This is a genomic window from Maricaulis maris MCS10 (assembly GCF_000014745.1).
In the GTDB taxonomy this organism is placed as follows: Bacteria; Pseudomonadota; Alphaproteobacteria; order Caulobacterales; family Maricaulaceae; genus Maricaulis; species Maricaulis maris_A.
The window spans coordinates 1,937,951-1,961,705 of sequence record NC_008347.1; the positions used below are offsets into that span (position 1 = coordinate 1,937,951).

At 60.6% G+C, this 23,755-nt stretch carries 28 protein-coding genes; all 28 read right to left on the reverse strand.

Features of this window, described 5'->3' with window-relative positions; translation table 11 throughout:
- Positions 1 to 6 precede the first annotated feature (6 nt).
- Positions 7 to 369 (reverse strand): 50S ribosomal protein L18, encoded by a 363-nt coding sequence (gene rplR, locus MMAR10_RS09215; RefSeq protein WP_011643717.1) that lies wholly within the window; start codon positions 367 to 369, stop codon positions 7 to 9.
- A gap of 8 nt (positions 370 to 377) precedes the next feature.
- On the reverse strand, positions 378 to 911 hold the full coding sequence (gene rplF / locus MMAR10_RS09220; protein WP_011643718.1) for a 50S ribosomal protein L6: 534 nt from the start codon (positions 909 to 911) through the stop codon (positions 378 to 380).
- Positions 912 to 923: 12 nt separating this feature from the next.
- Positions 924 to 1,322: a 30S ribosomal protein S8 gene (gene rpsH / locus MMAR10_RS09225; protein ID WP_011643719.1), complete on the reverse strand. Its 399-nt coding sequence runs from the start codon at positions 1,320 to 1,322 to the stop codon at positions 924 to 926.
- A 16-nt stretch (positions 1,323 to 1,338) separates the two neighbouring features.
- A complete protein-coding gene (gene rpsN, locus MMAR10_RS09230) occupies positions 1,339 to 1,644 on the reverse strand; it encodes a 30S ribosomal protein S14 (RefSeq protein WP_011643720.1) in 306 nt (101 codons plus the stop codon).
- A gap of 49 nt (positions 1,645 to 1,693) precedes the next feature.
- The gene (gene rplE / locus MMAR10_RS09235; protein ID WP_011643721.1) at positions 1,694 to 2,254 is read right to left on the reverse strand and encodes a 50S ribosomal protein L5; all 561 of its coding nucleotides are present in this window, start codon (positions 2,252 to 2,254) and stop codon (positions 1,694 to 1,696) included.
- Positions 2,247 to 2,561: a 50S ribosomal protein L24 gene (gene rplX / locus MMAR10_RS09240; RefSeq protein ID WP_011643722.1), complete on the reverse strand. Its 315-nt coding sequence runs from the start codon at positions 2,559 to 2,561 to the stop codon at positions 2,247 to 2,249. The genes rplE and rplX overlap by 8 nt, the downstream gene beginning before the upstream one ends.
- A complete protein-coding gene (rplN, locus tag MMAR10_RS09245) occupies positions 2,561 to 2,929 on the reverse strand; it encodes a 50S ribosomal protein L14 (protein ID WP_011643723.1) in 369 nt (122 codons plus the stop codon). The genes rplX and rplN overlap by 1 nt, the downstream gene beginning before the upstream one ends.
- A gap of 40 nt (positions 2,930 to 2,969) precedes the next feature.
- Positions 2,970 to 3,206 carry a 30S ribosomal protein S17 gene (gene rpsQ / locus MMAR10_RS09250; protein WP_011643724.1) on the reverse strand — a complete coding sequence of 79 codons (237 nt, stop codon included), beginning with the start codon at positions 3,204 to 3,206 and terminating at the stop codon, positions 2,970 to 2,972.
- A 2-nt stretch (positions 3,207 to 3,208) separates the two neighbouring features.
- On the reverse strand, positions 3,209 to 3,415 hold the full coding sequence (gene rpmC, locus MMAR10_RS09255; RefSeq protein ID WP_011643725.1) for a 50S ribosomal protein L29: 207 nt from the start codon (positions 3,413 to 3,415) through the stop codon (positions 3,209 to 3,211).
- 13 nt (positions 3,416 to 3,428) lie between these two features.
- Positions 3,429 to 3,842, reverse strand: coding sequence for a 50S ribosomal protein L16 (gene rplP, locus MMAR10_RS09260; protein ID WP_011643726.1), 414 nt, complete (start codon positions 3,840 to 3,842; stop codon positions 3,429 to 3,431).
- Positions 3,843 to 3,853: 11 nt separating this feature from the next.
- Positions 3,854 to 4,558 (reverse strand): 30S ribosomal protein S3, encoded by a 705-nt coding sequence (rpsC, locus tag MMAR10_RS09265; RefSeq protein ID WP_011643727.1) that lies wholly within the window; start codon positions 4,556 to 4,558, stop codon positions 3,854 to 3,856.
- The gene (rplV, locus tag MMAR10_RS09270) at positions 4,558 to 4,938 is read right to left on the reverse strand and encodes a 50S ribosomal protein L22 (RefSeq protein WP_011643728.1); all 381 of its coding nucleotides are present in this window, start codon (positions 4,936 to 4,938) and stop codon (positions 4,558 to 4,560) included. Before rplV ends, rpsC begins: the two co-directional genes overlap by 1 nt.
- Positions 4,939 to 4,941: 3 nt before the next feature.
- Positions 4,942 to 5,220 (reverse strand): 30S ribosomal protein S19, encoded by a 279-nt coding sequence (gene rpsS / locus MMAR10_RS09275; RefSeq protein WP_011643729.1) that lies wholly within the window; start codon positions 5,218 to 5,220, stop codon positions 4,942 to 4,944.
- Between the two features lie 10 nt (positions 5,221 to 5,230).
- A complete protein-coding gene (rplB, locus tag MMAR10_RS09280; protein ID WP_011643730.1) occupies positions 5,231 to 6,067 on the reverse strand; it encodes a 50S ribosomal protein L2 in 837 nt (278 codons plus the stop codon).
- A 1-nt stretch (position 6,068) separates the two neighbouring features.
- Positions 6,069 to 6,365: a 50S ribosomal protein L23 gene (locus tag MMAR10_RS09285; RefSeq protein WP_011643731.1), complete on the reverse strand. Its 297-nt coding sequence runs from the start codon at positions 6,363 to 6,365 to the stop codon at positions 6,069 to 6,071.
- A 1-nt stretch (position 6,366) separates the two neighbouring features.
- Positions 6,367 to 7,002: a 50S ribosomal protein L4 gene (rplD, locus tag MMAR10_RS09290; RefSeq protein ID WP_011643732.1), complete on the reverse strand. Its 636-nt coding sequence runs from the start codon at positions 7,000 to 7,002 to the stop codon at positions 6,367 to 6,369.
- Positions 6,999 to 7,805, reverse strand: a complete 807-nt coding sequence (rplC, locus tag MMAR10_RS09295; RefSeq protein ID WP_011643733.1) for a 50S ribosomal protein L3 — start codon at positions 7,803 to 7,805, stop codon at positions 6,999 to 7,001. The genes rplD and rplC overlap by 4 nt, the downstream gene beginning before the upstream one ends.
- A gap of 4 nt (positions 7,806 to 7,809) precedes the next feature.
- A complete protein-coding gene (rpsJ, locus tag MMAR10_RS09300; protein ID WP_011643734.1) occupies positions 7,810 to 8,124 on the reverse strand; it encodes a 30S ribosomal protein S10 in 315 nt (104 codons plus the stop codon).
- 82 nt (positions 8,125 to 8,206) lie between these two features.
- Entirely contained in the window at positions 8,207 to 9,397 is a 1,191-nt protein-coding gene (gene tuf, locus MMAR10_RS09305) for an elongation factor Tu (protein ID WP_011643735.1), read from the reverse strand.
- A 53-nt stretch (positions 9,398 to 9,450) separates the two neighbouring features.
- Positions 9,451 to 11,526 carry an elongation factor G gene (fusA, locus tag MMAR10_RS09310; protein ID WP_011643736.1) on the reverse strand — a complete coding sequence of 692 codons (2,076 nt, stop codon included), beginning with the start codon at positions 11,524 to 11,526 and terminating at the stop codon, positions 9,451 to 9,453.
- Positions 11,527 to 11,565: 39 nt separating this feature from the next.
- A complete protein-coding gene (rpsG, locus tag MMAR10_RS09315) occupies positions 11,566 to 12,036 on the reverse strand; it encodes a 30S ribosomal protein S7 (RefSeq protein ID WP_011643737.1) in 471 nt (156 codons plus the stop codon).
- Positions 12,037 to 12,047: 11 nt separating this feature from the next.
- Positions 12,048 to 12,419 (reverse strand): 30S ribosomal protein S12, encoded by a 372-nt coding sequence (rpsL, locus tag MMAR10_RS09320; protein WP_011643738.1) that lies wholly within the window; start codon positions 12,417 to 12,419, stop codon positions 12,048 to 12,050.
- Between the two features lie 328 nt (positions 12,420 to 12,747).
- Entirely contained in the window at positions 12,748 to 16,965 is a 4,218-nt protein-coding gene (gene rpoC / locus MMAR10_RS09325; protein ID WP_011643739.1) for a DNA-directed RNA polymerase subunit beta', read from the reverse strand.
- Positions 16,966 to 17,031: 66 nt separating this feature from the next.
- Positions 17,032 to 21,105, reverse strand: a complete 4,074-nt coding sequence (gene rpoB, locus MMAR10_RS09330) for a DNA-directed RNA polymerase subunit beta (protein ID WP_011643740.1) — start codon at positions 21,103 to 21,105, stop codon at positions 17,032 to 17,034.
- A gap of 212 nt (positions 21,106 to 21,317) precedes the next feature.
- A complete protein-coding gene (gene rplL / locus MMAR10_RS09340) occupies positions 21,318 to 21,689 on the reverse strand; it encodes a 50S ribosomal protein L7/L12 (RefSeq protein WP_011643741.1) in 372 nt (123 codons plus the stop codon).
- Positions 21,690 to 21,746: 57 nt separating this feature from the next.
- A complete protein-coding gene (gene rplJ / locus MMAR10_RS09345) occupies positions 21,747 to 22,262 on the reverse strand; it encodes a 50S ribosomal protein L10 (RefSeq protein WP_011643742.1) in 516 nt (171 codons plus the stop codon).
- A 302-nt stretch (positions 22,263 to 22,564) separates the two neighbouring features.
- On the reverse strand, positions 22,565 to 23,263 hold the full coding sequence (rplA, locus tag MMAR10_RS09350) for a 50S ribosomal protein L1 (protein WP_011643743.1): 699 nt from the start codon (positions 23,261 to 23,263) through the stop codon (positions 22,565 to 22,567).
- A 4-nt stretch (positions 23,264 to 23,267) separates the two neighbouring features.
- Positions 23,268 to 23,696 (reverse strand): 50S ribosomal protein L11, encoded by a 429-nt coding sequence (rplK, locus tag MMAR10_RS09355; protein WP_011643744.1) that lies wholly within the window; start codon positions 23,694 to 23,696, stop codon positions 23,268 to 23,270.
- Positions 23,697 to 23,755 lie beyond the last annotated feature (59 nt).

Consider the following 23,755-nt stretch of genomic DNA (forward strand, 5'->3'; position numbering starts at 1 on the left):
GCTCCCTTAGAAGTTCAGGCCGCCCTCGCGGGCCGCCTCTGCGAGCGCTTTGACACGCCCGTGAAAGATGTAACCGCCACGGTCGAAGACGACGTCCTTGACGCCTTCCTTGACTGCGCGCTCGGCGATCAGCTTGCCGACAAGCTCGGCAGCCTTCGTGTCCCAGCCCTTGCCATGCTCTTTTTGAGCGGCTTCCTCGAGGGAAGAGGCTGCGACGACCGTCTTGCCAGATGCATCGTCGATGATCTGGGCATAGATGTTCTTCGAAGACCGGTAGACCGACAGCCGCGGACGGCCATTGGCGAACTTGCGCAGACGGATCCGGTTGCGCTGGGCGCGGCGGACCGATTTTTCGCGTTGAGTTTTCATCGCTCGCCCTACTTCTTCTTGCCTTCTTTGCGGCGGATATACTCGCCGACATATTTGATGCCCTTGCCCTTGTAGGGCTCCGGCGGACGGAAGCGACGAATCTCGGCGGCCACCTGGCCAACGCGCTGCTTGTCAGCGCCCGTGATCTTCACTTCGGTCGGCTTGCCGACGGCGATGGTGATGCCCTCAGGCGCGTCGTAAACGACGTCATGGGACAGGCCGAGCGACAGTTTCAGGGACGTGCCCTGCATCTGTGCCCGGTAACCAACACCGACCAGCTCGAGATTCTTTTCGTAACCAGCCGTGACACCCTGGACCAGGTTGGCGACGAGAGCACGTTGCATGCCCCACATCGCGCGAGCCTTCTTGGTCTCATCGCGCGGGGAGATGACGATACCGTCTTCACCCTGCTCGGCGCTCACTTCATCGACGAAGGTCATGGACAATTCGCCCTTGGGACCCTTGACGGTCAGCGCGGTCTTGGAAAGCGTCGCCGTGACGCCGCCAGGAATGGCTACCGGGAGTTTACCGATACGTGACATTGGTTCGCTCCCTTAGCTGACGTGACACAGGATCTCGCCGCCCACATTGGACTCGCGAGCCGTCGAATCCGACATCACACCCTTGGGCGTGGACAGGATTGCGATGCCGAGACCGTTTTGGACGAGCGGAAGGTCCTTGACGCCGGAATAAACACGGCGGCCCGGCTTGGAGATACGTTTGATCTCCGAAATGACCGAGTCACCTTCGAAATACTTCAGTTCGATTTCGAACTCTTTCAGGCCGGAAGCATGCTCTACTTCTGCGTAATCGCGGATGTAGCCTTCCGACTTGAGAACGTCGAGCACGCGGCGGCGCAGGGCCGATGCCGGCGTGTTGACGGCCCGCTTGTTGCGCATGAGCGCATTGCGGATACGGGTCAGCATATCGCCGAGAGGATCATTCACAGACATGTCTAGGGCTCCTCTCTTACCAGCTCGACTTGACCATGCCCGGGATCATACCCTGGCTGGCATAGTCACGCATCGCGATACGCGACATACGGAACTTGCGGTAGAACGCACGCGGACGCCCGGTGATTTCACACCGGTTCCGGATGCGGGTAACCGCAGAATTACGGGGCAATTCAGCCAGCTTCAGCTGAGCAGCAAAACGCTCCTCGACCGGAAGCTCCTGATTACGAGCGATTGCCTTGAGCTGCTCACGCTTGGCCGCATAACGCTTGGCCAGGCGAGCACGCTTCAAATTGCGCTCGATTGCGGAAGTTTTCGCCATTTAAGTCCTCCTGCGTGCAAAGCCCGAGTGGCCTTGCGTTCCTGCTGCGTCAGTTCGTAAAGGGGAAATCGAACTCGGCCAGCAGGGCCTTCGCTTCCTCATCATTGCCGGCAGTCGTGCAGACAACGATATCCATACCCCGGATCTTCTCGACCTTGTCGTAGTCGATCTCCGGGAACACGATATGTTCTTTCATACCCATCGCGTAATTTCCGCGACCGTCGAAGCTCTTACCATTGAGCCCACGGAAGTCACGCACGCGTGGCAGGGCGATGGTGATCAGGCGGTCCAGGAATTCGTACATACGGTCCTGGCGCAGGGTCACTTTCGCACCGATCACCTGCTCCTCACGGAGCTTGAAGCCCGCGATGGACTTCTTGGCGACCGTCTTGACCGGCTTCTGGCCGGTAATGGCTTCCAGGTCTTCCAGGGCACCCTTGATCTTCTTGGAGTCCTGGGAGGCCTCGCCGACGCCCATATTGATCACGATCTTGTCCAGACGCGGGATCATCATGTCATTGGCATAGCCGAACTTTTCCTTCATCGCCGCACGGATGGTTTCCGTGTACTTGGCGCGAAGACGCGGTGTGTATGTGGCGGTATCAGACATCGATAACCTCGCCCGAGCTCTTGGCGACGCGGACTTTCTTGCCGTCTTCAGTCTTGAAGCCGACACGAGTTGCCTCGCCGGTTTTCGGATCAGCCACGGCCACGTTGGAAACGTGGATCGAGGCTTCCTTTTCGATGATGCCGCCCTGTTCGGTCTGCGTCGCACGCGTGTGGCGCTTGACCACATTCACGCCCGCCACAACGACCCGATCTTCGGTCGGCAGCACTTTGGTGACTTCACCGGTCTTGCCCTTGTCACGGCCGGCGAGAATGACGACCTTGTCGCCCTTCTTGATCTTGGCAGCCATTACAGCACCTCCGGCGCCAGCGAGACGATCTTCATGTGGTTCTTGGCGCGAAGTTCGCGCGGAACCGGTCCGAAGATACGCGTGCCGAGCGGCTCGTTATTGTTGTTGATAATCACAGCCGCGTTGCCATCGAAGCGAATGACGGAACCGTCCTTGCGCTGGATGTCCTTGGCCACGCGAACGACGACGGCCTTGCGGACGTCACCCTTCTTCACGCGACCACGCGGAATGGCTTCCTTGACCGAGACGACAATGATGTCGCCGACGTGGGCATAGCGACGCTTGGCACCGCCGAGCACCTTGATGCACTGCACACGGCGGGCGCCAGAATTGTCAGCCACGTCCAGATTGGTTTGCATCTGGATCATCGCAGATCCTCCTTAGGAAAGGTGGGGTCTCACATCGGGCCTAGGCCGCGACGGTGACCACCTCCCACCGCTTCAGTTTCGACTTGGGTGCACATTCCTGGATCTGGACCTGGTCACCCACCTTGTAAGCATTGGCTTCGTCATGTGCGTGGTAACGCTTGGTACGGCGGACCGTCTTGCGCAGCAGCGGGTGGAGGAAAGTCCGTTCCACACGCACCACGATGGTCTTGGCACCCTTGTCACTCACTACGACGCCTTGAAGGATACGCTTCGGCATCGTCAGCTCCCTTGCTCTTCTTGCGAATTCCGCTCGGTCTGGACCGTCTGAATGCGCGCGATATCGCGGCGAATCTGGCCGTAGCGAGCGGTGTTTTCCATCTGGCCCGAAGCCTGCTGGAACCGCAGTTTGAATTGTTCTTCCTTCAGCTTCAGGAGTGAATCCTTGAGCTGATCTTCTGTCATGGCGCGAACGTCAACGGGTTTCATCGTTGTGTTCTCCCTATTCGCCCAAACGGGCGACGATTTTGGTTTTCACCGGCAGCTTCGCGGCGCCCAGTTCCAGGGCTTCGCGCGCAACATTTTCGGGAACACCGTCGATCTCGAACATGATGCGGCCGGGCTTGACCTTGCACGCCCAAAACTCGGGCGAGCCCTTACCTTTACCCATCCGGACTTCGGTCGGTTTCTTGGAAACCGGCACATCCGGGAAGATGCGGATCCACACGCGACCTGCACGCTTCATGTGGCGAGTGATCGCCCGACGCGTGGCTTCGATCTGGCGCGCGGTAACGCGTTCCGGCTGGAGCGCCTTGAGACCGTAGGAGCCGAAGTTCAGCGTGAAGCCACCCTTCGCTGCGCCCTTGATACGGCCTTTGTGCGCCTTGCGGAATTTCGTGCGTTTCGGTTGCAGCATGGCTGAATTCCTTACGCGGCTTGGCGGCCCGAGCGGGCGCGCTGTTCACCGGACTCCTGGAGACGGCGCTCCTGGGCGTTCGGATCGTGTTCCATGATCTCACCCTTGTAGATCCAGACCTTGATACCGATGATACCCATCGCGGTCTTGGCTTCGCAGGTGCCGTAATCGATGTCGGCGCGCAGCGTATGCAGCGGGACGGAGCCCTCATTATACTGCTCGGTACGGGCGATTTCCGCACCACCGAGACGACCGCCGCAGACGATCTTGCAGCCCTTGGCGCCCATGCGCATGGCCGACTGCATCGAACGCTTCATCGCGCGGCGGAAAGCCACACGGCGCTCGAGCTGCTGAGCGATGGACTCGGCCACCAGGGCCGCGTCGATCTCCGGCTTACGCACTTCAACCAGGTTCAGGTGAACTTCACCATCGATCATCTTCGACAGCTCCTTGCGGAGCGTCTCGATGTCAGAACCCTTCTTGCCAATCACCACACCCGGACGGGCCGTGTGGACAGTGACGCGGCACTTCTTGTGCGGGCGCTCGATCACGATCTTCGAGACACTGGCATTCTTCAGACGCTCTTTGAGCATCTTCCGGATCTTGATGTCTTCGTGCAGCAGCTTGGCGTATTCGCCAGCGCCTGCATACCAACGCGATTCCCAGGTGCGGTTGACGCCAAGGCGCAGACCGATCGGATTTACTTTCTGACCCATCAGGCGGCCTCCTCGACTTCGCGCACCACGATGGTGAGCTCGGAAAACGGCTTCAGGATCTTTGCGCCGCGACCGCGTGCACGAGCCCGGAACCGTTTCATGACCAGGTTTTTGCCGACAAAGGCTTCCGACACGACAAGGCTGTCAATGTCGAGGCCATGATTGTTCTCGGCGTTGGCGATCGCGGATTCGAGCGTCTTCTTGACTTCCTTGGAGATCCGCTTGCGCGAGAATTCCAGATCGGCCAGGGCCCGCTCTACCTTCTTGCCACGGATGAGCGCGGCAACAAGGTTCAGCTTTTGCGGGCTGGTGCGGATCATCCGCAGCTTGGCGCGCGCTTCATTGTCGGCGACGCGACGGGGATTTGTAGACTGTCCCATCGCTTATCTCCGCTTGGCTTTTTTGTCCGCAGCGTGACCGTAATAGGTCCGCGACGGAGAAAATTCACCGAGCTTGTGGCCGACCATGTCTTCGGTCACCAGCACCGGTACGAATTTATTGCCGTTGTGAACCTGGAATGTCAGGCCCACGAATTGCGGCATGATGGTTGAACGGCGCGACCAGGTCTTGATCGCTTGCTTGCGTCCACCCTCGTGCGACTTCTCCGCTTTTTTCAGCAGATAGCCGTCGACGAACGGACCTTTCCAGACAGAGCGAGGCATCGTCTGCTCCCTATCGCTTCTTGCGCTCGTGGCGCGAGCGGATGATGAACTTGTCGGTCGACTTGTTCTTGCGTGTCTTGGCACCCTTGGTCGGCTTGCCCCAAGGCGTCACCGGATGGCGACCACCAGAGGTACGGCCTTCACCACCACCATGCGGGTGATCAACCGGGTTCATGACAACACCGCGAACAGACGGACGCTTGCCGAGATGGCGATTGCGACCGGCCTTGCCGAGATTGATGTTGAGGTGGTCCGGGTTTGACACCGCACCGACCGTCGCCATGCACTTGTCCGAGACCATGCGCAGCTCGCCCGAAGCCAGACGGATCTGGGCGTAGCCGGCATCACGGCCGACAAGCTGGACATAGGCACCGGCGGAACGGGCGATCTGACCACCCTTCTCCGGCTTCATCTCGACATTGTGAAGGATGGTGCCGACCGGCACCGCCTTCAGCGGCATCGCATTGCCCGGCTTCACGTCGCACTTTGCGGACGCGATGACCGTATCGCCTTCGGAAAGACGCTGCGGAGCCAGGATATAGGCCTTCTCGCCGTCCTCATACTTGATGAGGGCGATGAAAGCCGTCCGGTTCGGGTCATACTCAAGACGCTCGACCGTTGCGGGCATGTCCCACTTGCGGCGCTTGAAGTCCACCAGGCGATAGAGACGCTTTGCGCCACCACCACGCCGGCGGGCCGTGATCCGACCCATATTGTTGCGGCCACCCTTTTTGGTGAGGCCCTCAACCAGTGTCTTCTCGGGACGTCCCTTGTGCAGGGCGGAGCGATCCACCAGCACCAGGGCGCGACGGCCCGGAGAAGTCGGTTTGAATGTTTTCAAAGCCATCTTACAGACCCGTCGTCACGTCGATCGAGTGACCCTCTGCGAGAGTCACGACCGCTTTCTTCTGGTCATTGCGGCGACCGGGAATACCCCGGAAGCGCTTGGTCTTTCCGTGAACCTTGATGGTGTTCACAGCCGTCACCTTCACCTTGAAGAGTGCCTCGACCGCTTCCGCGATCTCACCCTTGTTGGCTGAGAGCGGCACGAAGAAGACAACCTTGCTTTCTTCCGAAAGCAGCGTCGACTTCTCGGTGATCACCGGGCTCAGGATCGTGTCGTAATGGCGCGCAGCAGCCGACATCTTAAGCCTCCTTCGCGCTGAGGCGTGCGTGGATCTGTTCCACGGCCGCCTTGGTCAGCACCAGGGTGTCGCGACGCAGCACGTCATAAACATTCAGGCCCTGTGCGGGCAGAACGTCGATGCAGGGCAGGTTGCGAGCCGCCTTGGCGAAATTCTCGTTCACTTCGGCGCCGGAGATGACCAGGGCATTGGAAATGCCCAGACCTTCAAACGACGTCCGCAGTGCCTTGGTTTGCGGGGCATCCAGTGCCGCGTCATCGATGATGACCAGCGACTTGGCGCCAAGCTTGGCCGACAGCGCATGGCGCAGGCCAAGCGCACGGACCTTCTTCGGCAATTCGTGGGCGTGGCTGCGGACACGGGGACCGTGCGCCTTGCCACCACCGACGAATTGCGGAGCCGACCGGGCACCGTGACGCGCCGTACCACCGCCCTTTTGGCGGCCGAAGCGCTTCTTGGTGCGGTTGATTTCAGAGCGGCCGAGCGTCTTGTGCGTGCCTTGCTGGCGAGCTGCCAGCTGCCACTTCACAACGCGCTGCAGGAGGTCGGAGCGCACCTCTTCAATGCCGAAAACGGCATCGTCGAGATCGATCGCACCGGCGTCTTTCGCCGCGAGGGTTTTGACCTCGATCTTCATGCTTGCGTTCCTTCTTCACCGTCAGCCGCAGCTTCCGGAGCCGCGTTGTCAGCGTCCGCCGGAGCAGCCTCGTTCTCAACCACTTCAGCCGTGACCGGCGCGTTCAGCTCGTCCAGCGTGCGGAACTTGCCCGGCAGGGGAAGCTCGGTGCCGCCATGACCCTTGATCGCGTCGCGCAGTTCGACCCAGCCACCGGCTGAACCCGGAACAGCGCCCTTGACCAGGACAATGCCGCGCTCGACGTCAACACGAACAACTTCGATGTTCTGCGTGGTCACGCGGACAGCGCCCATGTGACCGGCCATTTTCTTGCCCTTGAAGACCTTGCCCGGATCTTGACACTGACCGGTCGAACCATGCGAACGGTGCGAGATTGACACACCGTGCGTGGCACGAAGGCCGCCAAAACCGTGGCGCTTCATGGCCCCTGCAAAACCCTTACCGATCGAGATGCCGGCGACATCCACTTTCTGACCGGGGACGAAGTGGTCCGCGGTCAGCTCGGAGCCGACTTCGATCAGCGCGTCTTCAGCAACGCGGAATTCGACCAGCTTGCGCTTGGGCGCAACCTTGGCCTTGGCGAAGTGACCGCGCATCGCCTTCGGCGTGCGCTTGGCCTTGGCTTCACCGGCACCCAGCTGGAGTGCAACATAGCCATCCCGATCGGCGGTCTTGTGAGACACGACCTGGACATTGTCCATGTGCAGCACCGTGCAGGGCACGTGCGAACCGTCTTCGGCGAAAATGCGTGTCATGCCCAGCTTGCGGGCAACCACGCCTGTTCTGCGATCTTCCTGGCGCATAATCCTACGCTCCCAGCTTGATCTCGACGTCCACGCCGGCCGACAGGTCGAGCTTCATCAGCGCGTCCACGGTTTGCGGGGTGGGGTCGACGATGTCGAGAAGGCGTTTGTGAGTCCGGATTTCGAACTGCTCGCGCGACTTCTTGTCGATGTGCGGCGAACGCAGCACCGTGAATTTCTCGATGCGTGTCGGCAGCGGAATCGGACCACGGACGTTGGCGCCCGTGCGCTTGGCTGTCGAAACGATCTCCCGGGTGGAATTATCCAGAACCCGGTGATCGAACGCCTTCAGGCGAATGCGGATGTTTTGACGTTCCATCAAACCGATCCCGTTTCTTAACTTTCAAAAAGAGCAAACCGGGGCGGATACCTCAGGCACCGCCCCGATCGGATGGGGTAGTCTACTCGATGATTTTCGAGACGACGCCGGCGCCGACGGTGCGGCCACCTTCACGGATTGCGAAGCGGAGCTTCTCTTCCATGGCGATCGGCACGATCAGCTCGACATTCATTTCGATATTGTCGCCCGGCATCACCATTTCCGTACCTTCGTTCAGCGTCACAACACCGGTAACGTCGGTGGTGCGGAAGTAGAACTGCGGGCGGTAATTGGTGAAGAACGGCGTGTGACGGCCACCCTCTTCCTTGGTCAGGATATAGGCTTCTGCCACGAACTTGTGGTGCGGCGTGATGGAGCCCGGCTTGGCCAGGACCTGGCCACGCTCGACACCTTCACGGTCCACGCCGCGAAGCAGCACGCCGACATTGTCGCCAGCCTGGCCCTGATCGAGCAGCTTGCGGAACATCTCGACGCCGGTGCAGGTCGTCTTCGTGGTGTCACGGACACCGACGATTTCGATCTCTTCACCAACCTTGACGACACCGCGCTCGATACGGCCGGTCACGACCGTGCCGCGGCCCGAGATCGAGAACACGTCCTCGATCGGCATCAGGAAAGGCTGGTCGATCGGACGCTCAGGCGTCGGGATGTACTCATCCACAGCCGCCATCAGCTCAAGGATCTTGTCCTTGCCGATATGATCGTCACGACCTTCAACAGCCGCCAGAGCCGAACCCGCAACGATCGGCAGATCGTCGCCCGGGAACTCGTAGGAGGACAGAAGTTCGCGAACTTCCATCTCGACCAGCTCGAGCAGCTCTTCATCGTCAACCTGGTCAACCTTGTTCAGGAAAACCACCAGCGCCGGAACGCCAACCTGGCGGGCCAGCAGGATGTGCTCGCGCGTCTGCGGCATCGGGCCGTCAGCGGCGTTCACAACCAGGATCGCGCCGTCCATCTGCGCCGCACCCGTGATCATGTTCTTCACATAGTCAGCGTGGCCCGGGCAATCAACGTGGGCGTAGTGACGGTTGGCCGTCTCATACTCAACGTGAGCCGTCGAGATGGTGATGCCGCGTGCCTTTTCTTCAGGCGCACTGTCAATCTCGTCATAACCCTTCGCAGTACCGCCGGACGCTTCCGCCAGTACCATCGTGATCGCAGCCGTCAGCGTCGTCTTGCCGTGGTCAACGTGACCAATCGTGCCGATGTTCGCGTGCGGCTTGGTGCGCTCAAACTTTTCCTTCGCCATGATCTCGCTCCGAAATCCGTGTGTTCGTTGTTATACTGTGACCAGAGGTCCGCTTAGGCGGACTTGGCGATGACTTCTTGTTCGACGGCCTTGGGAACCGCCTCGTAGTGATCGAAAAGCATGGTGAACTGTGCCCGGCCCTGGGTCGCAGACCGCAGGTTGTTGACGTAGCCGAACATGTTCGCCAGCGGCACCATCGCATTCACGACGGTTGCATTGCCGCGCATTTCCTGACCGGCGATCTGACCCCGACGGGAGTTCAGGTCACCAATGACACCACCGGTGTACTCGTCCGGCGTCACCACTTCGACCTTCATGATCGGCTCCAGAAGCTTCGGCGCACAATGCGACTTGGCTTCACGGAAGGCGGCGCGAGCCGCGATCTCGAAGGCGAGGACGCTGGAGTCAACGTCGTGATAGGCGCCGTCAACCAGCATGGCGTGCACGTCGATCACCGGGAAACCGGCAATCAGGCCGCCATCCATGACGGATTTGAGGCCCTTCTCGACGCCCGGAATGTATTCTTTCGGGACGTTACCGCCGACGATCTTGGATTCGAACACGAAGCCCGACCCCGGCTCGCCCGGACCGAATTCGATCTTGACGCGGGCAAACTGACCCGAACCACCGGACTGCTTCTTGTGCGTGTAGTCGACGAGGCCCTTCTGGCTCAGCGATTCACGATAGGCCACCTGCGGCGCACCGACATTCGCTTCAACCTTGAACTCGCGCTTCATCCGATCGACGAGAATGTCGAGGTGAAGCTCGCCCATGCCGGCAATGATGGTCTGACCGGATTCTTCGTCAGTCTTCATGCGGAAGGACGGATCCTCGGCGGCCAAGCGCTGCAGGGCGACGCCGAGCTTCTCCTGGTCGGCCTTCGACTTCGGCTCGATAGCCAGTTCGATGACCGGATCCGGGAACTCCATGCGCTCGAGAATGACCGGCTTCATCGGGTCACACAGCGTGTCGCCCGTGGTCGTGTCCTTGAGGCCCGCAATGGCAACAATGTCGCCGGCAAAGCATTCCTTGATGTCTTCACGCGAGTTGGAGTGCATCAGCAACATGCGGCCGATACGCTCTTTCTTGTCCTTCACCGTGTTGAGCAGGGAAATACCCGTCTCGAGGTGACCGGAATACATGCGCGCAAAGGTGAGCGATCCGACAAACGGGTCGTTCATGATCTTGAAGGCGAGCAGCGAGGTCGGCTCGTCATCGCTGGCGCGACGGACGACTTCTTCCTCGGTCTTGAAATCGATGCCCTTGATGGCCGGAACCTCGGTCGGGTTCGGCAGGAAATCGACAACCGCGTCAAGCAGGGGCTGAACGCCTTTGTTCTTGAAGGCCGTGCCACACAGGATCGGATTGAAGGCCAGCGCGATGCAGCCCTTGCGGATCAGCGACTTGAGCAGCTCTTCGGAAGGCTCTTCGCCTTCCAGATAGGCTTCCATCGCCGCCTCGTCCTGCTCGACAGCTGTTTCGACCAGCGCTTCACGATACTCGGCAGCCTTGTCGGCGAGGTCGGCGCGGATGTCGCGCTCTTCCCACTCGGCGCCCAGGCCCTCACCCTTCCAGACGAGCTCCTTCATCTTGATCAGGTCGATCACGCCCTCGAACTCGGTTTCCGAGCCGATCGGGAGCTGAACGCAAAGCGGTGTGGCGCCCAGGCGATCTTCGATCATTTTGACACAGTTGAAGAAGTCAGCGCCCAGCTTGTCCATCTTGTTGATGAACACCATGCGCGGAACCTTGTAGCGGTCAGCCTGACGCCAGACCGTTTCGGTCTGCGGCTCGACACCGGCATTGGCATCCAGGCAGCACACGGCACCGTCGAGCACACGCAGCGAACGCTCGACTTCAATGGTGAAGTCGACGTGGCCGGGCGTGTCGATGATGTTCAGGCGCTTGCCATTCCAGAAACAGGTTGTCGCAGCCGAGGTGATCGTGATGCCACGCTCCTGCTCCTGCTCCATCCAGTCCATGGTGGCGGCACCATCGTGCACTTCACCAATCTTGTGGGACTTGCCGGTGTAATAGAGGATCCGCTCGGTCGTCGTCGTCTTGCCAGCATCGATGTGAGCCATGATGCCGAAATTGCGGTAGTCCTCGATTTTGTAGTCGCGGGCCATTTGTCAGGGTCCTTGGTACGGGTCAGTGCCTGTAAGGGGTTACCAGCGGTAGTGCGAGAAAGCGCGGTTGGCTTCCGCCATCCGGTGCGTGTCTTCGCGCTTCTTGACGGCGGTCCCGCGATTGGCGGAGGCATCCATCATTTCAGCGGCGAGACGCTCGCGCATGGTGTTTTCGTTGCGACCGCGCGCAGCACCCGTCAGCCAGCGAATGGCCAGGGCTTTCTTGCGCTCGGCGCGGACTTCAACCGGCACCTGATAGGTTGCACCACCAACACGGCGGGAGCGGACCTCGACCTCAGGGGCCACATTGTCCAAGGCATCGTGGAAGACACGGATCGGCTCGCGCTTCAGCTTCTCTTCGACAATTTCGAGAGCGCCATAGACAATGCGCTCGGCGACGGATTTTTTGCCGTCGAGCATGATGTAGTTCATGAACTTGGTGAGATCGCGATCTCCGAACTTGGGGTCCGGAAAGATCTCGCGTTTCTCTGCGCGGTGACGACGCGACATGGACGTCTCCCTTACTTAGGACGCTTGGCGCCGTACTTGGAACGGCGTTGCTTACGGTCCTTGACGCCCTGGGTATCCAGAACGCCGCGAAGAATATGATAGCGGACACCCGGAAGGTCCTTCACGCGGCCACCGCGGATAAGGACAACTGAGTGCTCCTGCAGATTGTGACCCTCACCCGGGATGTAGCTCACAACTTCATGCCCGTTGGTCAGACGCACTTTGGCGACTTTCCGCAAGGCCGAGTTCGGCTTTTTCGGGGTCGTGGTATAGACGCGCGTGCAAACGCCTCGGCGCTGCGGGCAAGCCTGTAGGGCCGGCACCTTGTTGCGCTTCGGCTTGTCTTTTCGCGGCTTGCGAATGAGCTGGTTGATTGTTGGCATCCCGCTCTAATCCGTTCCTAATCTCAACAACCACGCCCCCCAGCATGTTGAAATGCTGATGGACGCAAAGAAAGATCCCGACGCTCAGGCACGAGGCCCGCACGGCGGCATCTGGGGTTTTTCCGTTACCGTGGACGACGTCTAACCGCGTGGGTTACGGCCCGTCCTTCAAACGAGCGCGGAAACTACGCACGCGACTCGCATTCGTCAAGCGCTTGTTCAGAGGTTTTCTGAGGCGCCCCGGCCCGGTAACAGCCGATACAAAAAGGCCGCCGGTTACCCGACGGCCTTTTCTCAGTCATTACAGGGATATCGACCCCGAATTGGGCTAGCTGGCGCCCTCTTCTGCGGCCATTTCCTCTGCAGCTGCCTCGGCAATCTCGGTCGGAAGACCTTCGGCCTCAACAGCGGCTTCGCGCTCGGCGAGCATGTCCGCATCCAGATCATCAGCGATCACCTGGTACTGGCGCATGATGGCGCCCGTGCCGGCGGGAATCAGTCGGCCCACGATGACGTTTTCCTTCAGGCCCTCGAGCGTGTCTTCCTTGCCCTGGACTGCCGCCTCGGTGAGGACGCGGGTGGTCTCCTGGAAGGAGGCGGCCGAGATGAAGGAGCGCGTCTGCAGCGACGCCTTGGTGATGCCCAGCAGGACCGGGTCACCGGTCGCCATGCGCTTGCCTTCGGCCTCGAGCCGTTCATTGGTCTCGATGAACTCGATCTTGTCGACCTGTTCGGCGGCCAGATACGTGCTCTCGCCCGGATCCTTGACCTCGATCTTCTGCAGCATCTGACGAACGATCGTCTCGATGTGCTTGTCGTTGATCGGCACGCCCTGCAGTCGATAGACCTCCTGGATCTCGTCGATCAGGTAATTGGCCAGGGCCGGAACACCCAGGATCGCCAGGATATCGTGCGGCGCCGGGTGACCGTCGAGCAGGTATTCGCCCTTCTGGATCACATCGCCTTCCTGACAGGTCAGGTGTTTGCCCTTCGGCACCAGGTATTCGACCTTCTCGGCCTCGTCACCTTCCGGAACAATCGCGATACGGCGCTTGTTCTTGTAGTCGCGGCCGAACTCGACCCGACCGGTGATCTCGGCGATGACCGCGTGATCCTTGGGACGACGGGCTTCGAACAGCTCGGCAACACGCGGCAGACCACCGGTGATGTCGCGCGTCTTGGCGCCTTCCGTCGGGATACGGGCGACAATGTCACCCGGACGGACCGTGTCGCCATCGGCAACCGAGAGAATGGCGCCAACGGCCAGCATGTAGCTGGCGGTGGAACCGGAGGAGAGCTTGATCGGCTCACCATTCTCGTCCTGCACGACGATCGTCGGCTGCAGCGCATTGGCCTTGGCCGAACCCCGCCAGTCGATGACCACCTTGGAGGCGATACCCGTGGCTTCGTCTGTCTCTTCCTTCACCGACACGCCTTCGGCGATGTCGACGAATTTCACCTTGCCGCCGACTTCCGACACGACCGGAGCCGTATACGGGTCCCACTCGCCGAGGCGTTGGCCGCGGGTGGTCTTGTCGCCTTCCTTGACCTTCAGCTTGGTGCCGTAACCCAGCTTGTAGCTCTCGCGCTCCTTGCCCTCGGTATCGACGATAACGAGCTGCATATTGCGCGACAGGGCGATCAGATCGCCGTCGGAATTGGTCACGGTAGACGGGTTCTTGAAGGTCACCTTGCCTTCCGAACCGGCCTCGATGAAGGATTGCTCGGAGACCTGGGCGGTACCACCAATGTGGAAGGTCCGCATGGTCAGCTGGGTACCCGGCTCACCGATCGACTGTGCCGCGATGACGCCGACAGCCTCACCGATATTGACGCGCGTACCGCGCGCCAGATCACGGCCATAACAGGTCGCACAGACACCGACACGGGTCTCACAGGTCAGCGGCGAGCGTGCGATGACGCTCTGGACGCCGGCCATTTCGATCGCCATGGCGAGGTCTTCGTCGACATAGGTGTCGGCCGGGCAGATCACTTCGCCGGACGCCGGATCCTTCACTTCCGCGGCCAGGGTGCGGCCGAGAATGCGCTGTTCCAGCGAGACGACAACATCACCGCCATCGACAACCGCCTGGATCTCGAAGCCTTCGGACGTGCCACAGTCTTCTTCGGTGATGATGCAGTCCTGGGCGACATCGACGAGACGACGGGTCAGGTAACCCGAGTTGGCCGTCTTCAGGGCGGTGTCGGCCAGACCCTTACGGGCACCGTGCGTGGAGTTGAAGTATTCAAGGACGGTCAGGCCCTCCTTGAAGTTCGAGATGATCGGCGTCTCGATGATCTCGCCCGATGGCTTGGCCATCAGGCCGCGCATGCCGGCCAGCTGCTTCATCTGGTTCTTCGAACCACGAGCACCGGAGTGGGCCATCATGTAGACCGAGTTCACTTCCGACGTCCGGCCGTCTTCGCCGACCGAGGTCTTGGAGATCTCGTCCATCATGGCGTCAGCGACGTTGTCGGTACACTTGGCCCAGGCATCAACGACCTTGTTGTACTTCTCACCCTTGGTGATCAGACCGTCGACATATTGCTGCTCGTAATCCGACACCATGTCGCGGGTCGCACCGACCAGATCGGCCTTGGCGTCCGGGATCAGCATGTCGTCCTTGCCGAAGGAAATGCCGGCCTTGGCCGCTTCCTTGAAGCCGAGCCCCATGATCTGGTCACAGAAGATGACCGTCGCCTTCTGGCCACAGTGGCGATAGACCTGATCAATCAGGGCGCCGATGGCTTTCTTTGTGAGCAGCTCACCGATCATTTCCGGCTGCATCTTGGCGTGCTTGGGCAGGAGATCGACCAGCATCTTGCGGCCCGGCGTGGTCTCGATCACCTTGGTGATCTTGTTGCCGTCGACATCAATGCCTTCCCAGCGCGCCTTGATCTTGGTGTGCAAGGTGATGACATCGGACTCGAGCGCCGCTTCCAGCTCGGCACGGCTACCGAAGGCCATGCCCTCGCCCGGCTCGTTATCCTTCTCGATCGACAGGTAGTAGAGGCCCAGCACGATATCCTGCGACGGCACGATGATCGGCTTGCCATTGGCCGGCGAGAGGATGTTGTTGGTGGACATCATCAACGTCCGCGCTTCCAGCTGGGCTTCCAGCGAGAGCGGAACGTGAACAGCCATCTGGTCACCGTCAAAGTCGGCGTTGAAGGCGGCACAGACCAGCGGGTGAAGCTGGATGGCCTTGCCCTCGATCAGCTTCGGCTCGAACGCCTGGATACCCAGACGGTGCAGGGTCGGCGCCCGGTTCAGCATGACCGGATGTTCGCGAATGACCTCGTCGAGCACGTCCCAGACTTCCGGACGCTCTTTCTCGACCAGCTTCTTGGACTGCTTGACCGTGCCGGACAGACCCTTGGCGTCGAGACGCGCATAGATGAAGGGCTTGAACAGTTCGAGCGCCATCTTCTTGGGCAGGCCGCACTCGTGCAGTTTGAGATCCGGACCGACCACGATGACCGAACGGCCCGAATAGTCGACGCGCTTGCCGAGCAGGTTCTGGCGGAACCGGCCCTGCTTGCCCTTCAGCATGTCGGACAGCGACTTCAGCGGGCGCTTGTTGGCACCGGTGATGACGCGGCCACGACGGCCATTGTCGAACAGGGCGTCGACGGATTCCTGCAGCATCCGCTTTTCGTTCCGGATGATGATGTCCGGCGCGCGCAGCTCGATGAGGCGCTTGAGGCGGTTGTTGCGGTTGATGACGCGGCGGTAGAGATCGTTGAGATCCGACGTCGCGAAACGGCCACCATCGAGCGGCACGAGCGGACGCAGTTCCGGCGGAATGACCGGAATGACCGTCATGATCATCCACTCCGGGCGGTTGCCCGAGGTGAGGAAGTTTTCCATCAGCTTGAGACGCTTGGCGTACTTCTTCAGCTTCAGCTCGGACCCGGTTTCCTTCATGTCCTCACGGACCTTGGCGCACTCGGCTTCCAGATCCATGTTGATGAGGATTTCGCGGACCGCTTCAGCGCCGATGCCGGCCGTGAAGGCGTCTTCGCCGTATTCGTCCTGCGCTTCCATATACTCTTCTTCAGAGAGCAGCTGGAACGGCTGGAGCGGGGTCAGACCCGGCTCGATGACGACGTAGTTCTCGAAGTAGAGCACCCGCTCCACATCCTTCAGCGCCATGTCGAGGATCATGGCGATCCGGGACGGCAGCGACTTCAGGAACCAGATGTGGGCGACCGGAGCAGCCAGCTCGATGTGACCCATGCGCTCGCGACGGACGCGGGCCAGGGTCACTTCAACGCCGCACTTCTCGCAGACGATACCCTTGTACTTGATGCGCTTGTACTTGCCGCACAGGCACTCGTAATCCTTTACCGGTCCGAAGATGCGGGCGCAGAACAGGCCGTCGCGCTCGGGCTTGAAGGTCCGGTAATTGATCGTCTCGGGCTTTTTCACTTCGCCGAAGGACCAGGAGTGGATTTTCTCCGGGCTGGCCAGGGCAATGCGGATCCGGTCGAAGGACGGGCCTTCGGCAGCCGGATTGAAGATGTTCATGACGTCGTGATTCATGTCGCCGTCTCCCAAAAGGGGCAAGCGGGACAGGGTTGGCCCTGCCCCGCAAAATATGGTTCAGCCTTAGCCGTTCTTCAGTTCGACGTTGAGGCCGAGAGAACGCATTTCCTTGACCAGCACGTTGAAGCTTTCCGGAACGCCGGCTTCGAAGGTGTCGTCACCGCGGACAATGGCCTCATAGACCTTGGTCCGGCCGGCCACGTCATCCGACTTCACCGTCAGCATTTCCTGCAGCGTGTACGCCGCGCCGTAAGCTTCAAGCGCCCACACTTCCATCTCACCGAAGCGCTGACCACCGAACTGGGCCTTACCACCCAGCGGCTGCTGGGTCACAAGGCTGTACGGTCCGATCGAACGGGCGTGGATCTTGTCATCCACCAGGTGGTGCAGTTTCAGCAGGTGCTTCACACCGACCGTCACCTTGCGACGGAAGGGTTCACCGGTCTGACCGTCATAGAGCGTCGACTGGCCGGACGGATCGAAGCCCGCCTTGGTCAGCCAATGCGCCACATCGGGCTCACGGGCACCGTCGAAGACCGGGGTCGCGATCGGCACGCCATTGGACAGGTTCAGGCCCAGTTCGGCGATATCGCTATCCGTTTCCGGAAGCTCATCTCCTTCATAGACCCGGTCCAGCTCGGATCTCAGCGTCGCGGTGCTGCCATCACGCTTGTAGGCGTCATAGGCTTCGCCGAGCTGTTTGCCGAGACCGCGGCAGGCCCAACCCAGATGGGTTTCCAGGATCTGACCGACATTCATTCGCGACGGCACGCCGAGCGGGTTGAGGACGATGTCCACCGCTTCGCCATTGGCCAGGAAGGGCATGTCCTCGATCGGGTTGATCTTGGAGATGACACCCTTGTTGCCGTGACGGCCGGCCATCTTGTCACCCGGCTGAAGCTTGCGCTTCACGGCGACGAAGACCTTGACCATCTTCATCACGCCCGGCGGCATTTCATCGCCGCGCTGGAGCTTGTCGACCTTGTCTTCAAAGCGACGGTCGAGGCGAGCCTTCGAGTCGTCATACTGCTTTTGCAGGGCTTCGACTTCGGCCATGGCCTTCTCGTCGTCGAGGCCGATACGCCACCAGCCGCTGCGCGGGGTTTCGTCCAGCGCGTCCTGCGAAACCTTGCCCTTGGCAAAGCCGCGCGGGCCGGAGACCGCCGTCTTGCCAAGCAGGAGATCGCCGAGACGCTGATAGATGTTGCGCTCGAGGATGGCGAGCTCGTCATCCCGGTCCTTGCCGAGACGTTCGATCTCTTCACGCTCGATGGAAATCGCGCGCTCATCCTTGTCGACACCATGACGGTTGAAGACGCGGACTTCGACCACCGTGCCGGTGGCACCGGACGGCATGCGAAGCGAGGTGTCACGAACGTCGGAGGCTTTCTCACCGAAGATGGCGCGCAGAAGCTTTTCTTCCGGCGTCATCGGGCTCTCGCCCTTCGGTGTGACCTTGCCGACCAGGATATCGCCAGCGGCGACTTCAGCACCAACCGCAACAATACCGGCTTCGTCGAGATTGCGCAGGGCTTCCTCGCCGACATTCGGAATATCGCGTGTGATCTCTTCCGGTCCCAGCTTGGTGTCGCGGGCCGCGATCTCGAACTCTTCGAGGTGGATCGAGGTGAAGACGTCGTCGCGCACGATGCGCTCGGAAATCAGGATCGAGTCCTCGAAGTTGTAGCCATTCCACGGCATGAAGGCGACGACAACATTACGGCCGAGCGCGAGCTCGCCGAGATCGGTGGACGGGCCATCTGCAATGATGTCACCGGCATGGACCTGGTCACCCACGCGCACGATCGGGCGCTGGTTGATACAGGTCGACTGGTTCGACCGCTGGAATTTGGACAGGCGGTAGATGTCGACGCCTGACTTGGCGGCATCAAGATCTTCCGTTGCACGGATAACGATACGGGTCGCGTCGACCTGTTCGATCACACCGGTCCGGCGGGCAGCAATCGCCGCACCGGAATCGCGCGCCACAATGCTTTCCATGCCGGTGCCGACGAGCGGCGCTTCCGCCTTCACGAGCGGAACGGCCTGGCGTTGCATGTTCGAGCCCATCAGGGCGCGGTTGGCGTCATCGTTTTCGAGGAAGGGAATGAGCGCCGCGGCGACCGAAACAACCTGTTTCGGCGACACGTCGATATATTCCACGTCTTCGCGCGGCACGAGCGTCACATCACCGGCAACCCGGCAGTTGACGAACTCATTGTCCAGCTCACCGCTTTCGGTGACATGGGCGTTCGCCTGGGCGATCGAGTAGCGCGACTCCTGCATGGCGGAGAGGTAGTCGACCTGGTCGGTCAGCTTGCCATTCTCGACCTTGCGGTAGGGGCTCTCGATGAAACCGTACTTGTTGACGCGGGCGAAAGTCGACAGCGAGTTGATCAGGCCGATATTCGGGCCTTCCGGTGTCTCAATCGGGCAGATCCGGCCGTAATGGGTCGGGTGCACGTCGCGAACTTCAAAACCGGCACGCTCGCGGGTCAGGCCACCCGGGCCAAGCGCCGAGAGACGACGCTTGTGGGTGACTTCCGACAGCGGGTTGGTCTGGTCCATGAATTGCGACAGCTGCGAGGAGCCGAAGAATTCACGCACGGCAGCGGCAGCCGGCTTGGCGTTGACCAGGTCGTGCGGCATCACGGTCTCGATATCGACCGAAGACATCCGCTCCTTGATCGCACGTTCCATGCGCAGCAGGCCGATGCGGTACTGGTTTTCCATCAGCTCGCCGACCGAACGCACACGGCGGTTGCCGAGATTGTCGATGTCGTCGATTTCGCCGCGACCATCACGCAGGCCGACCAGCGTCTTGAGGACTGCCAGGATGTCTTCCTTGCGCAGGGTGCGCATGTCGTCCGGAGCATCGAGGTCCAGGCGCATGTTCATTTTCACCCGGCCGACAGCCGAGAGGTCATAGCGCTCGGAATCGAAGAACAGGCCCTGGAACATCGCTTCAGCGGTTTCCGGGGTCGGCGGCTCACCGGGACGCATGACGCGATAGATGTCCACCAACGCCTGCTCACGGCTGTCATTCTTGTCGGCAGCCAGGGTCGCACGGATGTAGGGACCGACGCCGGTCGCCGGGTCGATGTCGAGCAGGTTGAGTTCCTTGACGCCGGTATCCTTCAGCGTCTCGAGAATCTCTTCGCTCATCTCGTCGCCGGCTTCGGCAAAGATCTCACCGGTTTCCAGATTGACCATATCGTCGGCCAGATAGCCGCCGAGCAGGTGCTCGTCGGAAACCAGCAGAGCGGCCAGGCCGTCATCGGCAAACTTGTTGGCGGCACGGGCGGAGATCTTCTTGCCAGCCGGCGCGATGATGTCGCCCGTCTTGGCATCAACGAGATCACGCGCAGGCTTCACGCCACGCCAGCGTTCCTTCACGTAAGGAACGGTCCAGCCCTTCTTGGACGCCTTGTAGGTGACCGTGTCGTAGAAGGTCGAGAGGATCTCTTCCTTGTCCAGACCCAGCGCATAAAGCAGCGTCGTCGCCGGCAGCTTGCGGCGGCGGTCGAGGCGCATGTGGACCACGTCCTTGGCATCAAACTCGAAGTCGAGCCAGGAGCCGCGGTAAGGAATGATGCGAGCGGCGAACAGATACTTGCCCGAGGCATGGGTCTTGCCGCGGTCATGATCGAAGAAGACGCCCGGCGAACGGTGCATCTGGGAAACGATCACGCGCTCGGTGCCGTTGACGACGAAGGTGCCCTTGTCCGTCATGAGCGGGATATCGCCCATGTAGACGTCCTGCTCCTTGATGTCCTTGACCGAACGGGCGCCGGTTTCCTCGTCCACATCAAACACGATGAGACGCATTTTGACCTTGAGTGGCGCGGCGAACGTCATGTCGCGCTGCTGGCACTCTTCAACGTCGAACTTGGGGGGCTCGAATTCGTAGGACACGAAGTCGAGGACAGCCCGTTCGGCGAAATCCTTGACCGGGAAGACGGACTTGAAGACCGCCTGCATGCCGGTGTCGTCGCGCTCGGCGGCAGGCACCTCTTTCATCAGGAAGTGCTCGTATGAGCTCTTCTGGACTTCGATGAGATTCGGCATCGCAACGGTTTCCGGAATACGTCCGAAAGATTTGCGAATCCGCTTTTTGCCGGTGAACGACAGACCCATGTCGGCTCCCTTCGCAGACAGCACTGCGCAATTATATGCGGGGATCGCCCCCGCGGCGCCGCTCCGGTTGATCCTGGGGCAAGCCCCCGGACCGTTCGACAATCCCGCCTGGAACGACAGCGGCGGGATCGGGTATTCCAAAGACGGGCTAACGGACGCGCAGGATCACCCCGCGCGCCCGTAGCACCGCTTCAAGTCACGCCGAAGCGAGACTATTTCAGCTCAACGCTGGCGCCTGCGGCTTCCAGCTTGGCCTTGATTTCTTCTGCTTCGGTCTTCGAAGCAGCTTCCTTGACGGCCTTCGGCGCACCTTCGACCAGGTCCTTGGCTTCTTTCAGGCCAAGACCGGTGATGGCACGGACTTCCTTGATGACGTTGATCTTCTTGTCACCAGCGCCGGTGAGAACGACGTCAAACTCGTCTTTCTCTTCAGCAGCCGGAGCATCGCCACCGCCGGCCGGGCCAGCAACGGCAACGGCTGCAGCAGCCTTGATGCCTTTTTCTTCCAGAAGATCGTTCAGTTCCTTGGCTTCAAGGATGGTGAGGGCGAGAAGTTCGTCGCAGAGTTTAGCTACATCAGCCATTTGTTCAATTCCTTGTCGGTGTTCAATGTGTCAGTTCGAAAGCGGAGAATGACGGGATCAGGCGTCGGCCTTCTCGCGGATGACGTCGATCGCCCCCGCAAGACCTTGAGCCGGAGCCATGAGGCGCTGGGCCACCTGCGAAGCCTGCCCCATGAGGCGGGCAGAGATGGTGGCAATAAGCTCTTCACGGGACGGCATCTTGGAGAGAGCGTCGATGCCGGCGGCGTCGAACACGTCTTCTTCCATGAAGCCGCCGAGAATGACGAGCTTGTCGTTGCTTTTGGCGTACTCGACCAGCACCTTCGGCGCGGCCACAAAGTCTTCCGAGTAAGCGATTGCGACCGGACCTGTGAACAGGTCGGCAGCGCCCTCACCCGGCTTGCCTTGCAGTGCGATTTTGGCGAGGCGGTTACGCACCACCTTGAACGTGCCACCCAGCTCGCGGAGCTTGGCGCGCAGTTCCGTCATTTCCGCAACAGTCATGCCATTGTAGTGGGCCATGACCACGGATCCAGCTTCCGAGAAGATGCCATTCAGCTCTTCAACGGACGCTTCTTTTTGAATGCGATCCATTTTGCGGACTCCCTGTTTGAGCCATCCACCGTGGATGGCTCGGTGAAAACGCCATCACGACACCTTCCCCTTTCGGGTTGGACGCCATCATGACGCGTCCTGTCCCAGGGCTTGAACCGACAGACCTCAAACAAGGCCAGATCGATCTCGCTCTGTCTCACGCAGGGCCCAGATTGGATTAAGGTGACGCCTTGCGGGCCACCCCCTGTGATCTCGGACAGGTCGGCCGGACCCACAAAACGCGTGAATCAGACCGGATCAGCCCGGCCGGATAATCCGGTCCGGGCTGAAACTCAAGTCTTTTACGCCGAAACGGCGGCAGACGTATCGATTTTGACACCGGGGCCCATCGTCGAAGACAGGGCAATCCGGCGTACATACAGACCCTTGGCGCCTGACGGCTTGGCCTTGACGATCGCATCGACAAGCGCGCGAACGTTTTCAGCCAGGGCTGCTTCGGTGAAGCTGGCCTTGCCGACACCGGCGTGGATGATGCCGGCTTTTTCGACACGGAACTCGACAGCACCGCCCTTGGAATCATTCACCGCCTTGGTGACGCCCATCGTGACCGTGCCGACTTTCGGGTTCGGCATCATGCCGCGCGGGCCGAGCACCTTACCGAGACGACCGACCAGCGGCATCATGTCCGGGGTCGCGATGACCTTGTCGAAATTGATGTTGCCGCCCTGGATCTGCTCCATCAGGTCTTCCGCACCGACAACGTCGGCGCCGGCCTTGGTGGCTTCTTCAGCCTTCGGGCCCTTGGCGAAGACAGCAACGCGGACCGAACGGCCGGTGCCATTCGGGAGGTTGCAGACACCACGGACCATCTGGTCAGCGTGGCGCGGGTCGACACCCAGATTGATGGCAAGCTCGATGGTCTCATCGAACTTGGCCTTGGCATTGGATTTCACATGAGCGACGGCGTCGTCGATCGTGTACAGCGTGTCGCGATCAAAGGTCTCGCGAGCCGCCGAGAGGCGTTTTCCGATATTCGCCATGATCTTACTCCGTCACCTGCAGGCCCATGGAACGCGCGGAACCGGCGATGATCTTGGTCGCCTGGTCGAGGTCGTTCGCATTGAGGTCGTTGAACTTTGCTTCAGCAATCTCGCGGCACTGGGCCATCGAGACAGTTCCGGCCGTCGTCTGGCTCGGCGTGCTGGAGCCCTTCGCGATCTTCGCAGCCTTCTTCAGGAAGAAGCTGGCCGGCGGCGTCGCGATGGCAAAGGTGAAGGATTTGTCCGAGAAGACCGTGATGGTCGTCGGGATCGGCATCCCTTTTTCCATCTCCTGGGTCTTCGCGTTGAAGGCCTTGCAGAATTCCATGATGTTCACGCCGCGCTGACCCAGGGCCGGGCCGATCGGCGGGGACGGGTTAGCTGCGCCCGCAGGCACTTGCAGCTTGATATAACCGGCAATTTTCTTCGCCATGTTCCCACTCCGTTAGAAAGGCGCGCCACTCGCGCCTTCAGGGGTTTGCGGTACGGCCC